Below are 15,011 nucleotides of genomic sequence, written 5' to 3' on the forward strand. Positions count from 1 at the left end.
ATCCCTCGGCATGCGCAGACCCGTGTTCATGATCATCTGCCTGTTGACCTGCGGCGGGCTGGGCGGATCGACGCCGGTTGGCGATGCCGCGGCGGCCGGTGCGACGCTCGACGCGCCGGCCGTCCTCGCCGTCCCCGGGTCCCTGCCGCCGGCCGACTGGAAGGACCCGAAGCGCCCGGCGGCCGGCCGGACGACCGTCGTGACCTCGGACGACACCTGGCGCACCACGGCACACGGCCAGTATCTCGGACTGGCCGGTCCGGCAGGTGACACGAACCGCTCGGTGTGGGGATACGGGACGGCCGGCATCGACACCGTACTGTCCCCGGACGGCACGCATATGACGCAGAGTTACTATTCCCAGGACATCAGCGACAACCCCGCCGACGTCGGCGCCGAGGGACCGGACGACGATCTGTCGTACGCACCGCAGGCCTGGTCGCCGGACGGCCGGCACCTGGCCGTCCTGACGAACCTCGACGCCACCGCGGTGGACCGGCCGGCCCGGACGCTGCAGATCGTCGACACGAAGGAACGGCGGCACGAGATCACCGCCGTCGCGTGGGGCCGCTGGCCGGCCCGGGGGTGGGCGGTCGCGTTCTCCCCGGACAGCACCCGGATCGCCGTCCAGGACGGCGACCGGATCCGGATCGTCGGCCTCGACGGCGCCCCTGCCGGTGAGGTGCCGATCCCGGCCGGGAGCAGGCTGGCCGGACGAGGCGCCTGGACCCCGGACGGCCGCGGCCTACTGGTTCTGTCCCCCACCGGGTCCGCGGCGGGCTGGACCGTGCAGGCCGTCGCGATCGACACCGGCCGGGCGACCGGCCCGGCCCACCGGGTGGACGGCGCCTACGCGGTGCGGGCCGTCGGCTGGTGGCGGGACACCGACGACCCGGTCCTGGTCGAATACCTCACCGGCTCCCCCGCCTCCCCCTGGCGAGACGGGGAGGTCGATCTGGCACCGGTGACCTCGACGAACCTGGTGCGCCTGCTGCCGGACGGCGACCGTACCGTGCTGATCCGGGCGTCCGCCCAGGCCCTGGAGCCGGCCGACGTGCTGCTGCGGGGCTGGTCGCCTCTCGCCGGGCTCCACCTGTCGCCGCGCCGGGTCTTCGTCCTCCTGCTGCTGCTCACACCGGTCGTCGTCATCCTCGGGCGAAGGTGGCGAGGATCCTGGGCAGGGCGAGCCTAGGAGTCTCCGCATGATCGGTCTCCGGTCCGAGATCGATCAGCCGAGCCGCCCCGCCGAGACGGTCCCGGCACCACGCCGAGTTAGCGATCGGCACGTCCCGGTCCCCGGAGGCGGCATAGAGCGTCACGGGTACGCCCGGACGCCAGTCGCAGTACCGGTCGGCGGCGAGCAGCTCCGGAACCGGCTGCCGCAGGCGCTCGAGCCAGGCCGGGGTGAACAGCTCCCCCACCGTCCCCGGCAGGTTCACGAAGATCTCCTCGTGCGGGTGCTCGCCGTCGAACAGCTCCGGCACCGACGGGTCCCGGAACACCTCGGCCGGCGCGTCGTACCAGTGGTAGAGGCGGTTCCAGGCCACCGTCCAGTACGCCAGATAGGCCACCCCGTTCGCGATCCGCCCGTCCAGCGCGTCCGCCACCAGCACACTCGGCCGCATCGGCCCGGCGATCGGGGCCAGCCCGCCCAGGTCGCCGCGGCGTTGCAGCTCAGCGCCGAGGGCCATCGCCGCGAGACCGCCCTGCGAATGCCCGGTCACTCCGACCCGCGGATCGGGGCGCAGACCGGACCGGACGGCCAGCTGCCGGGCGGCCCGCAGCGCGTCGACCGCGGCGGTGACGGTGGACGGCGTGTGCGCGTACGGATGAAATCCCGGCCCGGCACCCAGACCGAGATAGTCCGGGGCGGTGGTCAGGAACCCGGCCGTGGCGAAGAACAGTGCCGCCGCCCGGTCGTTGCCGTCGGCGACCGAGGCGACCGAACCTCGGTAGGCCGTCGTCCCGTGCAACCAGGTCACCTGGCGCGGCGCCCGGTCCCCGCTGCGGGGCAGGACGACGAGCGCGCTCGCCTCGATCGGCTCGCCGTCCGGGTCGACCGTCCGGTAGAGGATCCGCTTCGCGTCCACGCCGTAGCGAACCGCCGCGGTGTCGAGTCCGAAAGCGGTCAGGTATTGCTTCACCTGCGCGGTGTCCATGGCGGCCACCGGCGCGACATCGATCAGGGCGCCGCGCGTGCTGGCCGAGGCGACCGCGTGGATCGGCCCGGTCAGCAGGACGGCGCCGACGATCGCGGCTCCCAGTGTCTTGAGGCTCATGCCGTTCACTGTTCCGGCCCGGCCCCGCCGGGTCAGGGGTGCAGACTCCCCTGACCCGGTAGTGCTATCCCCCGCTCTTGACGGTGTAGAGCCGCACGTCCTCCGGCGACTCGTGCGGGTGGTGACGTCCAGGTGCCGCGCCATCGCCTCGTCCTTGAAACCGGCCGCAGGCCGCGCCCGTTGAGCTGCTCGCGATCCAGCATGATCACGGCGTTCGCGCCGTCCACGACGGCGTCCCGGAACGACGGGTCGGGGGGACACGGATCTGGACGCCGCGGTCGCGGGCGTACCCGAAACCGCGATGGGGAACGGGGACCTACCCGAAGCGGCAGGCCAGCGCACCCGATCAACGCTCCGGGTGACGGCCACCCCGACCCGCGACGGGGAACGGAAGGCGAGGCTTTCGGTCGGAGACGGGGATCAGGTTCGGAGGCGGCGGTAGGCGCGGGCGGACAGGGGCATGAAGACAGCGGTGATCACCAGCGGCCAGAGGAACGCCATCAGGAGCGCGTGGTCGGCCAGGATGCCGCCGGTCACGCCGCTCGGGTTGCCGAACAGGTCGCGGGTGGCCGTCGCGGTCGCGGACAGCGGGTTCCAGGAGGCCAGCGCGCCCAGCCAGCCGGGCATCGTCTCCGCCGACACTATCGCCGTGGACAGGAAACCGATGGGCCAGACCAGAACCTGCACCGCCGCGGTCGCCCCGTCACCGCGGAACGTCAGCCCGAGGAAGATGCCGATCCAGAGCACCGCAAACCGCAGGAGCAGCAGCAGGAGTACGGCCAGCGCCGCCGGCCCCGGGTCCGACGTGATCCGCCAGCCGATCAGCAGACCACCCGCCAGCAGCACGGACAGCTCCGCCGCCGAGGTCGTCATGTCCGCGCCGACCCGGCCCAGCGCCACCGCCGCGTTGCCGATCGGCATGGACCGGAAGCGGTCGGTGATGCCTTTGCGCGCGTCCGCACCCATCGCCGTGGCGGTCGCCTCGACGCCGAACATCATGCTCAGCGCCAGCATCCCGGGCAGCAGGAACGCGATGTAGTCCCCGCCTCCGGGGACCTGGATCGCCCCGCCGAAGAGGAAACCGAACACCAACAACAGCATGATCGAGAACAGCAGTCCGAAGATCGGGCCCCACGGTTGGCGTACCCAATGGGCGAGGTCGCGTTGCGTGATGATCCAGCCGGCCCGCAGGGTGGTCAACGGATCTGCTCCTTCTCGGTCAGGGTCAGGAACACCTCGTCGAGGGTGGGACGCCGCAGCACCAGGTCGTCCGGCTCCACGCCCAGCTCGTCGAGTGCCCGGACGACCGTTCGCAGGGGCGCTTCGACGGTCACCGTCCGGGTGTCCTCATCAACGGTGCAGGACAACTTCGCGGCCACCGCCGGCAGGGAGTCCCGCGGTGGCACGGTGACGATCACCCGGTCCCCGCCGATCCGGCGTTTCAGGTCGTCCGGCGCACCCGTGGCGATGATTCTGCCGTGGTTCATCACCGAGATCTCGGCGGCAAGCTGGTCGGCCTCATCCAGGTACTGCGTCGTCAGCAGCACGGTAGTGCCGCGGGCGGCGGTCTCCCGGATGGTGCGCCAGACCTCGTTGCGGGCGCGCGGGTCGAGCCCCGTCGTCGGCTCGTCGAGAAAGAGCACGGCCGGCGTCAGGATCAGTCCGGCCGCGATGTCCAGGCGGCGGCGCATTCCTCCGCTGTACGTGGAGACCGCGCGGTCCGCAGCGTCCAGCAGTCCGAAAGTGTCCAGCAGTTCGTCGGCGCGGGCGCGGGCCGCCGTCTTGGCGAGGCCGTAGAGCCGGCCGAACATCACCAGGTTCTGCCGGCCGCCGAGGATCTCGTCGACCGCGGCGTGCTGGCCGATCAGGCCGATCTGGCGGCGGACCTGGGCGGACCGGGTGCGCACGTCGTGGCCGGCGACGGTGGCGGCCCCCTCGTCGACGTCGATCAGGGTGGCCAGCGCCTTGACGGCGGTGGTCTTGCCGGCCCCGTTGGGACCGAGGAGTCCGTGGATCACGCCGGCGTCCACGGTCAGGTCGAAGCCGTCGAGGGCGTGCAGGTCGCCGTACCTCTTCCGTAGTCCCTGGGCAATCAAGGTGTGCACCGCGACTCCTAAACTCCGTATACCTCACGGAAAATGGCTGCGCGGAACACCGTACACCCAACGGGGTAAGATCTGCACGTGGAGAGAACGGACACCGACCGGACGCTGGAACTGCTCTGGCGCCGCACCCTGGGCACACCGCAGGGCCGGCGCGGACCGAAACAGCGGGTCAGCGTCGACGAGGTGATCCGGGCGGCGATCGCGGTCGCCGACGAGGAGGGCCTGCCCGCGTTCTCCATGCGCAAAGTCGCCGAACGCCTCGGGCTCAAGCTGATGTCGATCTACACCTACGTGCCCGGTCGCGGCGAACTGATCGGCCTGATGGTCGACGAGGTGATGGGCGAGCCGGAGCTGACCCCGCACTCAGGCGACGTCCGGGAACGCCTGACCGGCGTCGCCCGGCAACTCTGGGACGAGTTCCACCGCCACCCGTGGCTGCTGCAGATCGGCGACAGCCGGCCGTGGATCGGGCCGAACATCTCGGACCGCTACGAATGGCAGCTCGCCGCCGTCGAGGGCGCCGGCCTCAGCGACATCGCGATGGACCAGATCGTCACCACGATCGCGGCGTTCACCGCGGGCGCGGCACGGATGTCGATCGACGCCCGGCGCACCGCCGAGACGTCCGGCATCTCCGACGCGCAGTGGTGGGCGGCCAACGCGCCCGTCCTCGAGCGGGTGATGCCCGAGGGCCGCTACCCGATCTCCGGCCGGGTCGGCACCGCAGCCGGACAGGAGTACAACGCGGTGGCCGATCCTGATCGCACCTTCCGATTCGGTCTGGACCGGATACTCGACGGCGTCGAGGCAATGCTCGCCACAAGCACCGCAGGATAGGACTTTCCGGGTAACGTGGCGGCAATGAGGATTCTTGTGGTGGGCGGGCACGGAAAGGTGGCCTTGCTGCTGCACCCGCTGCTCGTCGAGGCCGGACACCAGGTGACCGCGGTCATCCGCAACCCGGACCACCAGGCGGAGGTGGGCGCGACCGGTGCGACCGCCACGGTCGCCGACGTCGAGCACCTCGGCGTGGACGATCTCGCCGAGCTGCTCGCCGGGCATGACGCGATCGTCTGGTCGGCGGGGGCCGGCGGCGGCAACCCGGCCCGCACCTACGCCGTCGACCGGGACGCCGCGATCCGCGCGATGGACGCCGCCACCGAGGCGAAGATCCAGCGCTTCGTGATGGTCTCCTACTTCGGCGCCGGTCCGGAGCACGGCGTGGACCCCGAGAATGCCTTCTTCGCGTACGCGGACGCGAAAGCCACCGCCGACACCTACCTGGAGGCGACCTCGCTGGACTGGACGATCCTGCGCCCGAGCCGCCTCACCGACGACCCGGCCACCGGCCGCATCGAGACCGCCAGCCAGGGTGCCACCGCCGGATCCGTGAGCCGCGCCGATGTCGCCGCCGTCATCGCCAACGTGCTCGGCGATCCGGCCACCGCCCGTCAGGCCATCGCGTTCAACAACGGCGCCACCCCGATCGCCGAGGCGGTCCGCTCCACGCCGTGACGGGGCTCGGCTAAGCACCCCACAAGACCGTTGAGCTGGGGATATCATCGACTCATCGGTTTTCGGGATCGGGGGTGTGTCAATGCGCTGTGGGATTCTCCGGGCCCGCGGGACGGCAGCGGCGACGCCCCGGCCCGGTGTCTCGGAGTCTCGGCCTTCGTCCTCCCGTCGCCGGCCGGCTTCGCTCCCGGTGTCTTCTCGCCGCGATCCACCGCCCGCCCTCCGTCAGAGATCGATTCCAGTCGACGCTGACGGCATCACCGACGACGTCGGCAACGCGGACTGACCGGTCCCTCCGCGGGACCGACCGGTCCCCTTCGCTGGACTGATCGGTCCCCTCCGCAGAGCGCCGGACCCATCGGTCCGTCACGGGATCCGCGTGGCGGACTCCTCAGTCCGCCCTGTTTCCGCAGCCCACGACCCCGCACCGGCATGAACGCCGGCACCGGGGGTATCCCCGCCCCGGAGCAGTCGGACGGTGGAGAGGGTGCGCGCGATGCCGGTGACACGGACACCCCCGGAACACACCCCGGACGGGCACTTCATCGTCGTGTCCGGCCGCCGCTGGCGGGCCACCGACCCGGAGATCGGAGAAGAAGCGGCCGCCACCCTGCGAAAGGCGCTGATGGCCGCACGCCGGGACGTCGGGGCCGCCACCCGGTCCGGGCAGGACCCGGCACCCGCCCGCGCCCGGGTGCAGATCGCGAAGGTGGCCCTCGGCGAACGCGGCACCCCGTGGTGGGAGCAGACCCTGGACGAACGGCGCCGGCGCTGGCAGGACGGCCTCGACTACTTCCGGGCGAACGTGTAACCGGCATGGTGCAGCGTCTCGCCGTCGAACCGCCCGTAGGCCCAGAAACCCAGGTCGTCGCGGTACACGATGTGGTCGCCGACCATCCAGAAGCTTCCCTGGTACGCGTGCGGCCGCCCGCCCCGGGTCTCGTCGTACCGGCCGTCGGCGGTCAGGTGCTGGTGGATGAACCCGGTGGCGTCGATCCAGGTGCCGAGCAGCGGCGAGTCCGACGGCGGCGGGCCGGGCAGGAACGACGTCACCCGTTCGCCCTCGTCGAAGACGGTGATCTCCGGAGACGGCCACCAGAGGGAGCGTTCGAACGGCCCGCTGATCGCCGGGACCAGGGCGAACGTGGCCGGGCTGCCCGGTGTGAGCGGACCGGTGAGCGGCACGACGCTCCGGCCGGTGCCGTCCACGGTCTTGGCACCTCGGCCGTCCAGGTCCGGTCCGACGGCGACGATCCTCGTCCCGCCGACCAGCAGATCGCCGCGGACCGGCTGCGGCGTGTAGATGGTGGTGTTGGCGAACAGTGTGCTCACGGCGTACTCCCGATGGTTCGTGCGACACCACCCACCCTGCGCCGAACCGGCGGCGTCAGCCAGGGCGGATCACTCCCCGGCTGACGCCGCCTGCCTCAGCCGAGCACGTTGACCCGGATCCGACGGTGGACGGTCGTCCCGTCGCCGACCTCGATCACCCCTTGGTGACGGCGGCCCGGCTCGGCGTCCGCCCAGGTCACGGTCAGGTCGACCGTGGATCCGGCGGCCAGGGCGACCCGGTCCGGGCTGACGCTCAGCGTCCCGGAGCCGGTACCCGGGGCACCCGGTGTGTAGACCGTCCAGGTGAAGTCCTGGCCCGCCCCGTCCCGCAGTTGATGCTGGTCGATGACCATCACGTAGTCGCCGCCACCGTCCGGCAGGTCGAACATCGCCGTGCCGTCCCGGCTGAAGGCGCCCACACCGACCCGTTCACCGGTGGTGGCCTCGAAGAACCAGGGCAGGTAGTAACCGCACGGCGTCGCCTGCTCCGCGGCCGGGGCCAGGCAGTCGCCGTACTGCGCGGCGATCCGGACCTGGGAGCCGGCGGAACCGTCCGGCACATGGATCGGGGCCGTCAGCATCGACCCGGGCAGCGGGCTCGGCAGGTTGGCGAGGTCGGTCTCGTCCCAGACGTGGTCGCTGCTGTCGCCCACGATCGTCCCGGCGGCGGTCGTGCCCGCGGTCAGCCCGGACGCCTTCGCGACCAGGGTGCCCTGCCAGCCGGCCCGCACACTGACCGTCTGCGTACCGGAGGTGGCGGTCGTGTTCACGTCGTAGGGTGCCTCGATCTCGGTGTTACGCACCATCAAGGGAATCCGAACCCGGTGGCCTTGAGTGTCCCGCCAGGTCAGGCCGCCTTCGACCCAGGTGTCGAAGGCACCGCCGGCATGACTCACCGTGATCGTGACGGTGGCGCTCGCCCCCGGCCTGATCGTCAGGGTCTTCGGGTTGACAGTCACGCGATAGCCGTCCGGCGCGTCGATGTCCACGGTGTACCGGCTGGTCTTCCTCCCGACGTTGGTGACCGTGCGGGTGGTGGTCCGGGTGCCGAGCATGGTCCCGAACGACACCGACGGATAGTTGAGGTCGGCCGCGGCGATCGTGGCGTGCCCCTCGCAGGCGGCCAGGCCGTCGAGTCCGACGTGGCCGGCCGGGTCGGCGGCGACGCCGCACAGGAAGTCCATCCAGTCGCCGGCGTCGTTGCCGAACACCAGGCCCGGGTCGAGCGCACCGGAAGGACGGACCTCGCCGGCACCGTAGTCGAGCGCGTTCGCGTCCTCGCCCGCCTTCTGGATCGTGCCGCCGCGGTTGGTGACAGCGCTCGCCGACGTCATCAACGCCGACTTGACCATGTCGGGGGTCCAGCCCGGGTGCGCGCTCCGGACCAGGGCGGCGATGCCGGCGATGTGCGGCGCCGCCATCGAGGTGCCGGACATCAACGCGACGGTGTCACCGCTCTCGGCCGGGGACACCGCGGCCACCACGTCCACCCCCGGCGCGGCCAGGTCGGGTTTGAGCAGGTCGGCGCCGGTCAGCAGGGACGGCCCGGCGGAGGAGAAGCCGCCCACGGCGGGCCAGGTCACCGCGGTCCACCGGCCGGTGCCCAGGGTCACCGTCGGGTTCTCTTCTTTCGCGTACGCGCGAAGCGCCGTTCCCGTGTCGACGTCGACGTGCACGGCGGGCAGCACGTGCCGGTCGGCCATCAATCCGTTCGGGTCCCACACCGGCTGGTAGAGGATCATCCCGGCGGCGCCGAGGGCGGCGAGCACCTCGCCCTTGGCCACGCGGCCGTTGTCACCGCGCGCGCAGAGCACGACCCTACCCCTGACCTTGGCCGGGTCGAGGCGGTCCGGCAGGCAGTAAGGCGCGTCCAGCCGCGTCCCACCGTCCGCGTCGTCAGCGACCGCATCGGCGGCGTCGATCAGCGACACCCGTTTCGTGCCCGCGCCCAGCCCCACGCCGGACAGCTTCATGCCGTTGCCGAGCGTGATGTTCTTGAGGAAGCGGTGGTCCTGTTCGGTCGCGGCCACCGTGGTCACCCACGGCAGGGTGTTGTCGACCGTACTGTCGTCCGGCCCGGAGTTGCCCGCGCTGGCCGAGACGAAGACACCGGCCGCCGCGGCGTTGAAGAACGCCTCGTCGATCGCGTTGAAGACCTCGCTGCCGTCACCCACCGAATAGTTGATCACGTCCACGCCGTCGGACACCGCGTCGTCGATCGCGTTCACCAGGTCGGCGCCGCTGCCGTAGGCGCCACCGGCCCCGTCGGACCAGAGCGCCTTGTAGATCGCGAGCCGCGCGCCCGGTGCCATCCCGGTGATCCGGCCCAGGTCCAGTCCGTCGAGCTTCGCGGGCACCCCACTGAGGCCCGCGGCGGTGCTCGCGGTGTGGGTGCCGTGCCCGTTGCTGTCCCGCGGGGAATGGAACTCCCCGTCGTAGAGGTCGCCCATGCCGTCGTTGTCGTACCAGCGGGCGCCGATCACCTTGTTGTTGCACAGCGGCTTCTCGTCACCGAAGTCGCAGACTCCGTGCCACTTCGCGTCGATGATCCTGCGGTCCGGCCGGGGTTCGGGCAGCGCGGCGAAACTGGGGCTCTCCGGCCAGTACCCGGTGTCGATCACCCCGATGACGACACCCTCACCGGTGTTCTTCCCGGTCTTCCACAATCCGGTACGCCCGGAGAGCCCCAGATAGGACGACGTGTTGGAGGTGTGGATGGTGACCCGCCGGTCCGGCAGCACGGCGGCGACCCCATCGGTGGCGCGCAGCCGGCTCACGTCCGCCGCGGTCAGCTCGGCGGCGAACCCGTTGAACGCGGTGTCCATGGTGGCGCCCGCGGTGACCCCGGACGCCCGCAACACCGTCGCCCGCTGCTCCCCCAGGTAGGCCCGGTATTCGCCGGCCGCCGCGGTCCGCCCGTCGAGCCTGGCGCCCTCGCCCGGCCGGGTGGCGGGAATCCCCGGCACCCCGCCGTCGTAGGTGGCCAGCGGTTCCCCGGACAGTTGCACCAGGTACCGCGCGACGGCCGGCCCCGCCTGTTCCGCGGCCGAGGCACCCGGTAGTACGGTCAGCCCGGCCGCGGCCATCATGAGCAGCACCGCCGGCACCGCTATCGATCGTCGCACTCGTGTTTCCTCTCGCTCGCCCACCACTCCCGGGGGCGAACGCTATGAGGAACATCGATCTTCAGGGGAGAGCCGTCGTGACCCCGTAACGGCCGGACATCAACTGGTAACCGAATGCGCTGTTTACGCGTACTTTCCGGATGCTCACGCGCCGGCGTCCGGCGGAAAGGTCAGGCCGTCACCAGGTTGTGCAGGATCCAGGCCGTGGCGTCCTGCCGGATGTCGCTGTGCCCGCCGATCACCGCGTCGCTCTCCAGGGCGATCACCCGCGGACTGCCCGGCCCGAGGTCGTAGCGGCCGTCGGCGGGACGGCGGATCAGCTGGTTCGCCACGTCCGGGGCCGGATGCGGCCCCCAGCCGCCCATCGCGGCGAAACGACTCGACGGCTCGTCCAGGCCGGACAAGCCGATGTTCTGGTCGCCGACGTCGGAGGCGCGCCGCACCGCGAACTGGAACAGCCGCCGCAACGGCAGGTCACGGCGGGTCCAGGTGACCATGACGGGCAGCTCGGTGCGCGACAACGCCGGGCGGTAACCGCCGGGACGCCCGGACTCCGGCACCTTCCCGGCGAACGCCAGGTAGGACAGGGCGGGCTGCAGCAGCAGCAACGACCGGACCGGGCGGGGCAGCGGGGCGCCACACACCGCGGACAGGGCGACCCGGCAGCCGTACGAGTGACCCAGCAGATGGACCCGCGCCGAGGTCCGCTGCAGCAACCCGGTGAGCAGACGGTGCACGCCGTGCGCGCCCACCACCCCGGCCCGGTCCTTCATCAGCAGCACGGTCGCCAGCCGGACGATGGTGCGCGGATCGAGGAAGGCGGGCAGGCCTGCGGCAACAGGCCCGCCCTGGCCGGCGCGGTCCGGCCCGGCTTCGCTTTCGGCGAGAATCGTCCACAGCGCAAGAATGTCGTCGACACCCGGTTTCCCGGAATCGTCGTCCAGGTCGGTGTCCGGGTTCCGGTAAAGGGGCCGCAGGAGCGCGGCGAATCGTCGTGCCTGCAACACGTCGAGGCCGGGACGCTGCGCCAGCGCATAGAATTCCTGGCGGTCGCCGGGATCGAGCAGATCCTCGGCCAGTGTCTGGGTGTCCCCCACATCGCCCAGGGCGGCAAGTTGCGGCCCGGTGCTCTCCGGCATCACGATGCTGGGCCAGAACACCCCGGCGAACAGTGGTTTCGCATCGGACCGGGTGGCGGCGGCCCGGGTCGCGACGCGGCTGTAGACGGTCATGAAATCGCGGTAGAAGGCGAGGGCGGTGGCCCAGTCGTTGTTCCAGCCGTGCGCGAAGACGTAGACGTCGGTGGCATTCCCGGCCGCGGCGATCAGTCCGTTCTCGGTGAGCGGCGCGAGTGAGGCGCCGTTCTTGTCGAACGGGATCACATAGGAGGGCGCCGGGGTTCCGGCGATCGTCATCGTCTCGAGGGGGCCGACTGGCAACGTCCCGGGCATGCGCCGAGATTAGACGCGAAATTCGCCGGCAATAAGCTCCGTATCGGGTGAATCATCGGCCGGAGCCGGATCGGATCTCGGACACCGGCTCGAACGGGGCGATCACCGTCCAGTCGGGGTCGATCTCCACGAGGTCGGCGGCCGGGTCGTCGGGGGCGGAGAGCACCGACGGCAGGAAGGTCACCTCCAGCGTGCTTCCCGCGGACACCGCGAAGGCGTGCGCGGCGGACGGGTCGGGGATGCCGCCGCGCAGGGCGAACAGGCGGGAGTGCACGTCACGGTAGGTGCCGGCCTGGGCGTCGGCGAGCGTGTCGTGGCCGCCGCGCATGAAGTCGCGGTAGACGGTCTCGCCGTCCCAGCAGGCCAGGATGTGGACCAGGCCCGGGTAGCGCAGGCTGCGCCCGCCGACCTGGGAGACGAAACCGGGGACGTCCTGCACGGCCGACCACCGGCGCTGGCCGGCGTTGAAGGCCGTCATGTCGACGACCCGGCACCGGAACCATTTGACCAGCAAACGACACCCCCACGGCGTGGTGAAAGAACGATCTCACCACACCGTCGACCACTGTGGTGGGTTGCGGTGCACGATAGCGCCGCAACTCACCACAGAGCGGTCAGCGGGCGAGCCAGCCGCCGTCGACCGGCAGGACCGTGCCATGCAGGTAGGACGACGCGTCCGAGGCCAGGAAGGCCACGGCACCCTTCAGGTCGTCGGGTGTCCCCCAGCGGGCGGCCGGGATGCGGTCCAGGATGCCGGGCGCGCGTGATGGATCGGCCCGCAGCGCCGCCGTGTTGTCGGTGGCCATGTATCCGGGGGCGATCGCGTTCACGTTCACGCCGGCGGCTGCCCACTCGTTGGCCAGGGCTTTCGTGATGCCGACGACGGCGTGTTTGGCCGCCGTGTAGGCCGGAACCCGGATGCCGCCCTGGTACGACAGCATCGACGCGATCATGATGATCTTTCCGGAGCCCTGGTCGAGCATGTGCCGGCCGGCTGCCTGGGACAGGTGGAACACCGCGTCCAGGTTGACGGTCAGCACGTCGTCCCAGTCGTCCGGGGTGACGTCGGCGGCCGGGGCGCGCCGGATGGTGCCCGCGTTGTTGACCAGGATGTCGAGCCGCCCGTGGCCGTCGATCACCGACTGGACGGCGGCGTGCAGGTCGGTCGGGGACGCCTCGCCCAGGTCGCAGGGGACGAAGGTGGCACGGCGGCCCAGCGCCGCGATCTGTTCCAGGGTCGACTCCGGTGCGGTACGCCCGATCAGCGCCACGTCGGCTCCGGCTTCGGCGAGGGCCAGCGCGCTCGCCTGGCCGAGGCCCCGGTTGCCGCCGGTGACCGCGGCGACCCGCCCGTCGAGGCGGAAGCTGTCCAGGATCACCAGTGGTCCTTCCAGTTCGGCTGGGTCACCCGGGTCAACGCTTCGAGGTAGAAGTAGTCGCCCCAGAGCGTGCCCTCGTCGACTCCCACGGACTTCGGCTTGTCGTAGACGCCGTGCAGCAGCAGGGCGTTGGAGGACTCGTCGGTGTAACCGTCGATCAGTGACCGCAGGATCCGCAGCGCCGCCGCCCGGTACCGGTCGGCCCGGGGTGCGCCCGCGTCGGCCAGGGCCAGCAGTCCGTTGACCGCGATGGCCGCCGCCGAACTGTCCCGTTCCTGGCCGTCACCGTCGCCGTAGACCAGGTCCCAGTACGCCACCGAGTCCGCGGGCAGGTGTGCCAGGAAGTAGTCCGCGCACCGGACCGCCGCGGCGAGCAGGGTCGGGTCGCCGGTGTGCCGGTGGTTCAGCGTGAACCCGTAGATCCCCCACGCCTGCCCGCGGGCCCAGCAGGAGTCGTCGGCGCTGCCCTGTTCGGTCTCGCCGCGCAGCGGTCGCCCGGTCTCCTGGTCCCAGTAGAACGTGTGGAACGTGGTGTCGTCGTCGCGCAGGATGTTGTCCCGCAGTTGCGCCGTGTGCCGTCGCGCGGCCGCCGCGTACTTGGGATCGCCGGTCACCTTACCGGCCCAGAAGAGCAGCGGCGTGTTCATCAGGCTGTCGATGATGGTGCGCCCGCGCTGCCGGCTGTCGGTCAGGTCGCCCCAGGCCTGGATGATCCCGGCCGACGGCAGCACCCGCCGCAGCAGGTGGTCGGCGGCCGCGATCGCCGCGTCGCGGGCATCCTTGTCCCCGGTCCGCTTGTACGCCGCCACACACGAGAGCGTGTAGAGGAAGCCCAGGTCGTGGGTCTCCACGTCGATCCGCTGGGCGATCCTCTCCGCGTACCCGGGAAGGAAAGCCGCCGCCGCGTCGCGGTAGGTCCGGTCCCCGGTCAGGTCGTAGGCCAGCCAGTACATGCCCGGCCAGAAGGCCGTCGTCCAGCCCACGTTGGAACCCTCGGGAAGGTCGCCTGCGGCGGGCCGCAACGTGTAGCGGTCCCGTGTGGTGGTGTCCCCCGGGAACCGGTCGCCGAACTCGGTGATGTTCGCGCTGATGGTGCGCAGCGCGGCGGTCACCGCGGAACCGGTCTCGGGGCCGGGACGGACATCGATCGCCGTCATGCTGTCCTTCCTTGGAGCAGTGGAGCGATGCTGAACCTGCCGTTGGCCCAGATCACGTAGAGCAATGGTGAGGCGGCCACGCCCAGGGCGAGCGCGGGCCGGGCCGCCAGCAACGACCAGAACAGCGCCACGACCAGCAGCGAGAACGCCGTCAGGTACCAGCGGCGCACGGCCAGGTGCACGGCCACCGCCGCCGCGTCGCGCAGCCGCACGGCCGGGCGTTCGGCGATCACCACCAGGGTGAGCAGTCCGGTCGCCGCGAGCAGCGTCATCATGACCACGATCAGCGGCAGCACGACCGCACCGACCGGCCGTCCCCAGGCCCAGACCGCGTCCACGCCCAGGACGACCAACCCCGCGGTGGTCAGGCCTCCGGCGGCGAGCGCCGGCTTGGCGGTCGCTCTCCACCCCGTGATGAAGGTACGCACCACAGCACTCGACCTCTCCGCGGTGAAGGCCGACAGCACCGTGAAGGCCGCACACAACGCCGGCGCGCACAGGGGGGCGGCGAGCACCAGCAGCGGCCAGGAGCGCCCCGGATCGGTGGTGATCAGCAGCGCCACCACCGGCAGGCAGGCCAGCACCAGCAGCGCGTTGGTCATCAGGCCGGCGTACACGGTGTCGAAGATCGTGCTGATCGTCTCGTGCCGCATCCGTAGTCGCATCAG

The 15,011-nt window shown here is 71.3% G+C and carries 14 protein-coding genes; 4 read left to right on the top strand and 10 right to left on the bottom strand.

The window, feature by feature from the left end:
• Positions 1-10 precede the first annotated feature (10 nt).
• Positions 11-1,192 (top strand): hypothetical protein, encoded by a 1,182-nt coding sequence (locus WH85_RS07570; RefSeq protein WP_157410872.1) that lies wholly within the window; start codon positions 11-13, stop codon positions 1,190-1,192.
• On the opposite strand, the gene WH85_RS07575 is transcribed toward WH85_RS07570, so the two are convergent.
• The 3 genes from WH85_RS07575 to WH85_RS07585 form a co-directional block, all read right to left on the bottom strand.
• Positions 1,146-2,279, bottom strand: coding sequence for an alpha/beta hydrolase (locus WH85_RS07575; RefSeq protein WP_045741007.1), 1,134 nt, complete (start codon positions 2,277-2,279; stop codon positions 1,146-1,148). The genes WH85_RS07570 and WH85_RS07575 overlap by 47 nt on opposite strands.
• Before the next feature lie 420 nt (positions 2,280-2,699).
• The gene (locus WH85_RS07580) at positions 2,700-3,479 is read right to left on the bottom strand and encodes an ABC transporter permease (RefSeq protein ID WP_045741008.1); all 780 of its coding nucleotides are present in this window, start codon (positions 3,477-3,479) and stop codon (positions 2,700-2,702) included.
• Positions 3,476-4,384 carry an ATP-binding cassette domain-containing protein gene (locus WH85_RS07585; protein WP_281179046.1) on the bottom strand — a complete coding sequence of 303 codons (909 nt, stop codon included), beginning with the start codon at positions 4,382-4,384 and terminating at the stop codon, positions 3,476-3,478. The genes WH85_RS07580 and WH85_RS07585 overlap by 4 nt, the downstream gene beginning before the upstream one ends.
• Positions 4,385-4,462: 78 nt before the next feature.
• On the opposite strand from WH85_RS07585, the gene WH85_RS07590 reads away from it, so the two are divergent.
• The 3 genes from WH85_RS07590 (at position 4,463) to WH85_RS07600 (ending at position 6,710) form a co-directional block, all read left to right on the top strand.
• A complete protein-coding gene (locus WH85_RS07590; protein WP_045741010.1) occupies positions 4,463-5,221 on the top strand; it encodes a TetR/AcrR family transcriptional regulator in 759 nt (252 codons plus the stop codon).
• 24 nt (positions 5,222-5,245) lie between these two features.
• Positions 5,246-5,899 (top strand): SDR family oxidoreductase, encoded by a 654-nt coding sequence (locus tag WH85_RS07595; RefSeq protein WP_045741011.1) that lies wholly within the window; start codon positions 5,246-5,248, stop codon positions 5,897-5,899.
• 496 nt (positions 5,900-6,395) lie between these two features.
• On the top strand, positions 6,396-6,710 hold the full coding sequence (locus WH85_RS07600; protein WP_045741012.1) for a hypothetical protein: 315 nt from the start codon (positions 6,396-6,398) through the stop codon (positions 6,708-6,710).
• Here the strand turns inward: WH85_RS07600 and WH85_RS07605 are convergent.
• From WH85_RS07605 to WH85_RS07635, 7 genes are all read right to left on the bottom strand, one after another.
• On the bottom strand, positions 6,689-7,231 hold the full coding sequence (locus tag WH85_RS07605; protein WP_052720230.1) for an Atu4866 domain-containing protein: 543 nt from the start codon (positions 7,229-7,231) through the stop codon (positions 6,689-6,691). The genes WH85_RS07600 and WH85_RS07605 overlap by 22 nt on opposite strands.
• A 95-nt stretch (positions 7,232-7,326) precedes the next feature.
• Positions 7,327-10,356 carry a S8 family peptidase gene (locus WH85_RS07610; protein ID WP_157410873.1) on the bottom strand — a complete coding sequence of 1,010 codons (3,030 nt, stop codon included), beginning with the start codon at positions 10,354-10,356 and terminating at the stop codon, positions 7,327-7,329.
• Positions 10,357-10,526: 170 nt separating this feature from the next.
• Positions 10,527-11,807, bottom strand: a complete 1,281-nt coding sequence (locus WH85_RS07615) for a hypothetical protein (protein WP_157410874.1) — start codon at positions 11,805-11,807, stop codon at positions 10,527-10,529.
• Between the two features lie 52 nt (positions 11,808-11,859).
• The gene (locus WH85_RS46780) at positions 11,860-12,321 is read right to left on the bottom strand and encodes a DUF4937 domain-containing protein (protein WP_052720232.1); all 462 of its coding nucleotides are present in this window, start codon (positions 12,319-12,321) and stop codon (positions 11,860-11,862) included.
• A 100-nt stretch (positions 12,322-12,421) separates the two neighbouring features.
• Positions 12,422-13,186, bottom strand: a complete 765-nt coding sequence (kduD, locus tag WH85_RS07625; protein ID WP_211275305.1) for a 2-dehydro-3-deoxy-D-gluconate 5-dehydrogenase KduD — start codon at positions 13,184-13,186, stop codon at positions 12,422-12,424.
• Positions 13,183-14,343 (bottom strand): glycoside hydrolase family 88 protein, encoded by a 1,161-nt coding sequence (locus tag WH85_RS07630; protein ID WP_045741015.1) that lies wholly within the window; start codon positions 14,341-14,343, stop codon positions 13,183-13,185. Before WH85_RS07630 ends, kduD begins: the two co-directional genes overlap by 4 nt.
• A complete protein-coding gene (locus WH85_RS07635; RefSeq protein WP_045741016.1) occupies positions 14,340-15,008 on the bottom strand; it encodes a hypothetical protein in 669 nt (222 codons plus the stop codon). The genes WH85_RS07630 and WH85_RS07635 overlap by 4 nt, the downstream gene beginning before the upstream one ends.
• Positions 15,009-15,011: the final 3 nt, after the last annotated feature.

It is taken from the genome of Actinoplanes rectilineatus (assembly GCF_000962825.1).
Lineage (GTDB): Bacteria > Actinomycetota > Actinomycetes > Mycobacteriales > Micromonosporaceae > Actinoplanes > Actinoplanes rectilineatus.

Bases quoted from the DNA above. Each gene is read 5' to 3' on its own strand.
- WH85_RS07570 (WP_157410872.1), top strand. From the start codon at position 11: ATGCGCAGACCCGTGTTCATGATCATCTGCCTGTTGACCTGCGGCGGG.
- WH85_RS07575 (WP_045741007.1), bottom strand. From the start codon at position 2,279: ATGAGCCTCAAGACACTGGGAGCCGCGATCGTCGGCGCCGTCCTGCTG.
- WH85_RS07595 (WP_045741011.1), top strand. From the start codon at position 5,246: ATGAGGATTCTTGTGGTGGGCGGGCACGGAAAGGTGGCCTTGCTGCTG.
- WH85_RS07600 (WP_045741012.1), top strand. From the start codon at position 6,396: ATGCCGGTGACACGGACACCCCCGGAACACACCCCGGACGGGCACTTC.
- WH85_RS07615 (WP_157410874.1), bottom strand. From the start codon at position 11,807: ATGCCCGGGACGTTGCCAGTCGGCCCCCTCGAGACGATGACGATCGCC.
- WH85_RS07630 (WP_045741015.1), bottom strand. From the start codon at position 14,343: ATGACGGCGATCGATGTCCGTCCCGGCCCCGAGACCGGTTCCGCGGTG.
- WH85_RS07635 (WP_045741016.1), bottom strand. From the start codon at position 15,008: ATGCGACTACGGATGCGGCACGAGACGATCAGCACGATCTTCGACACC.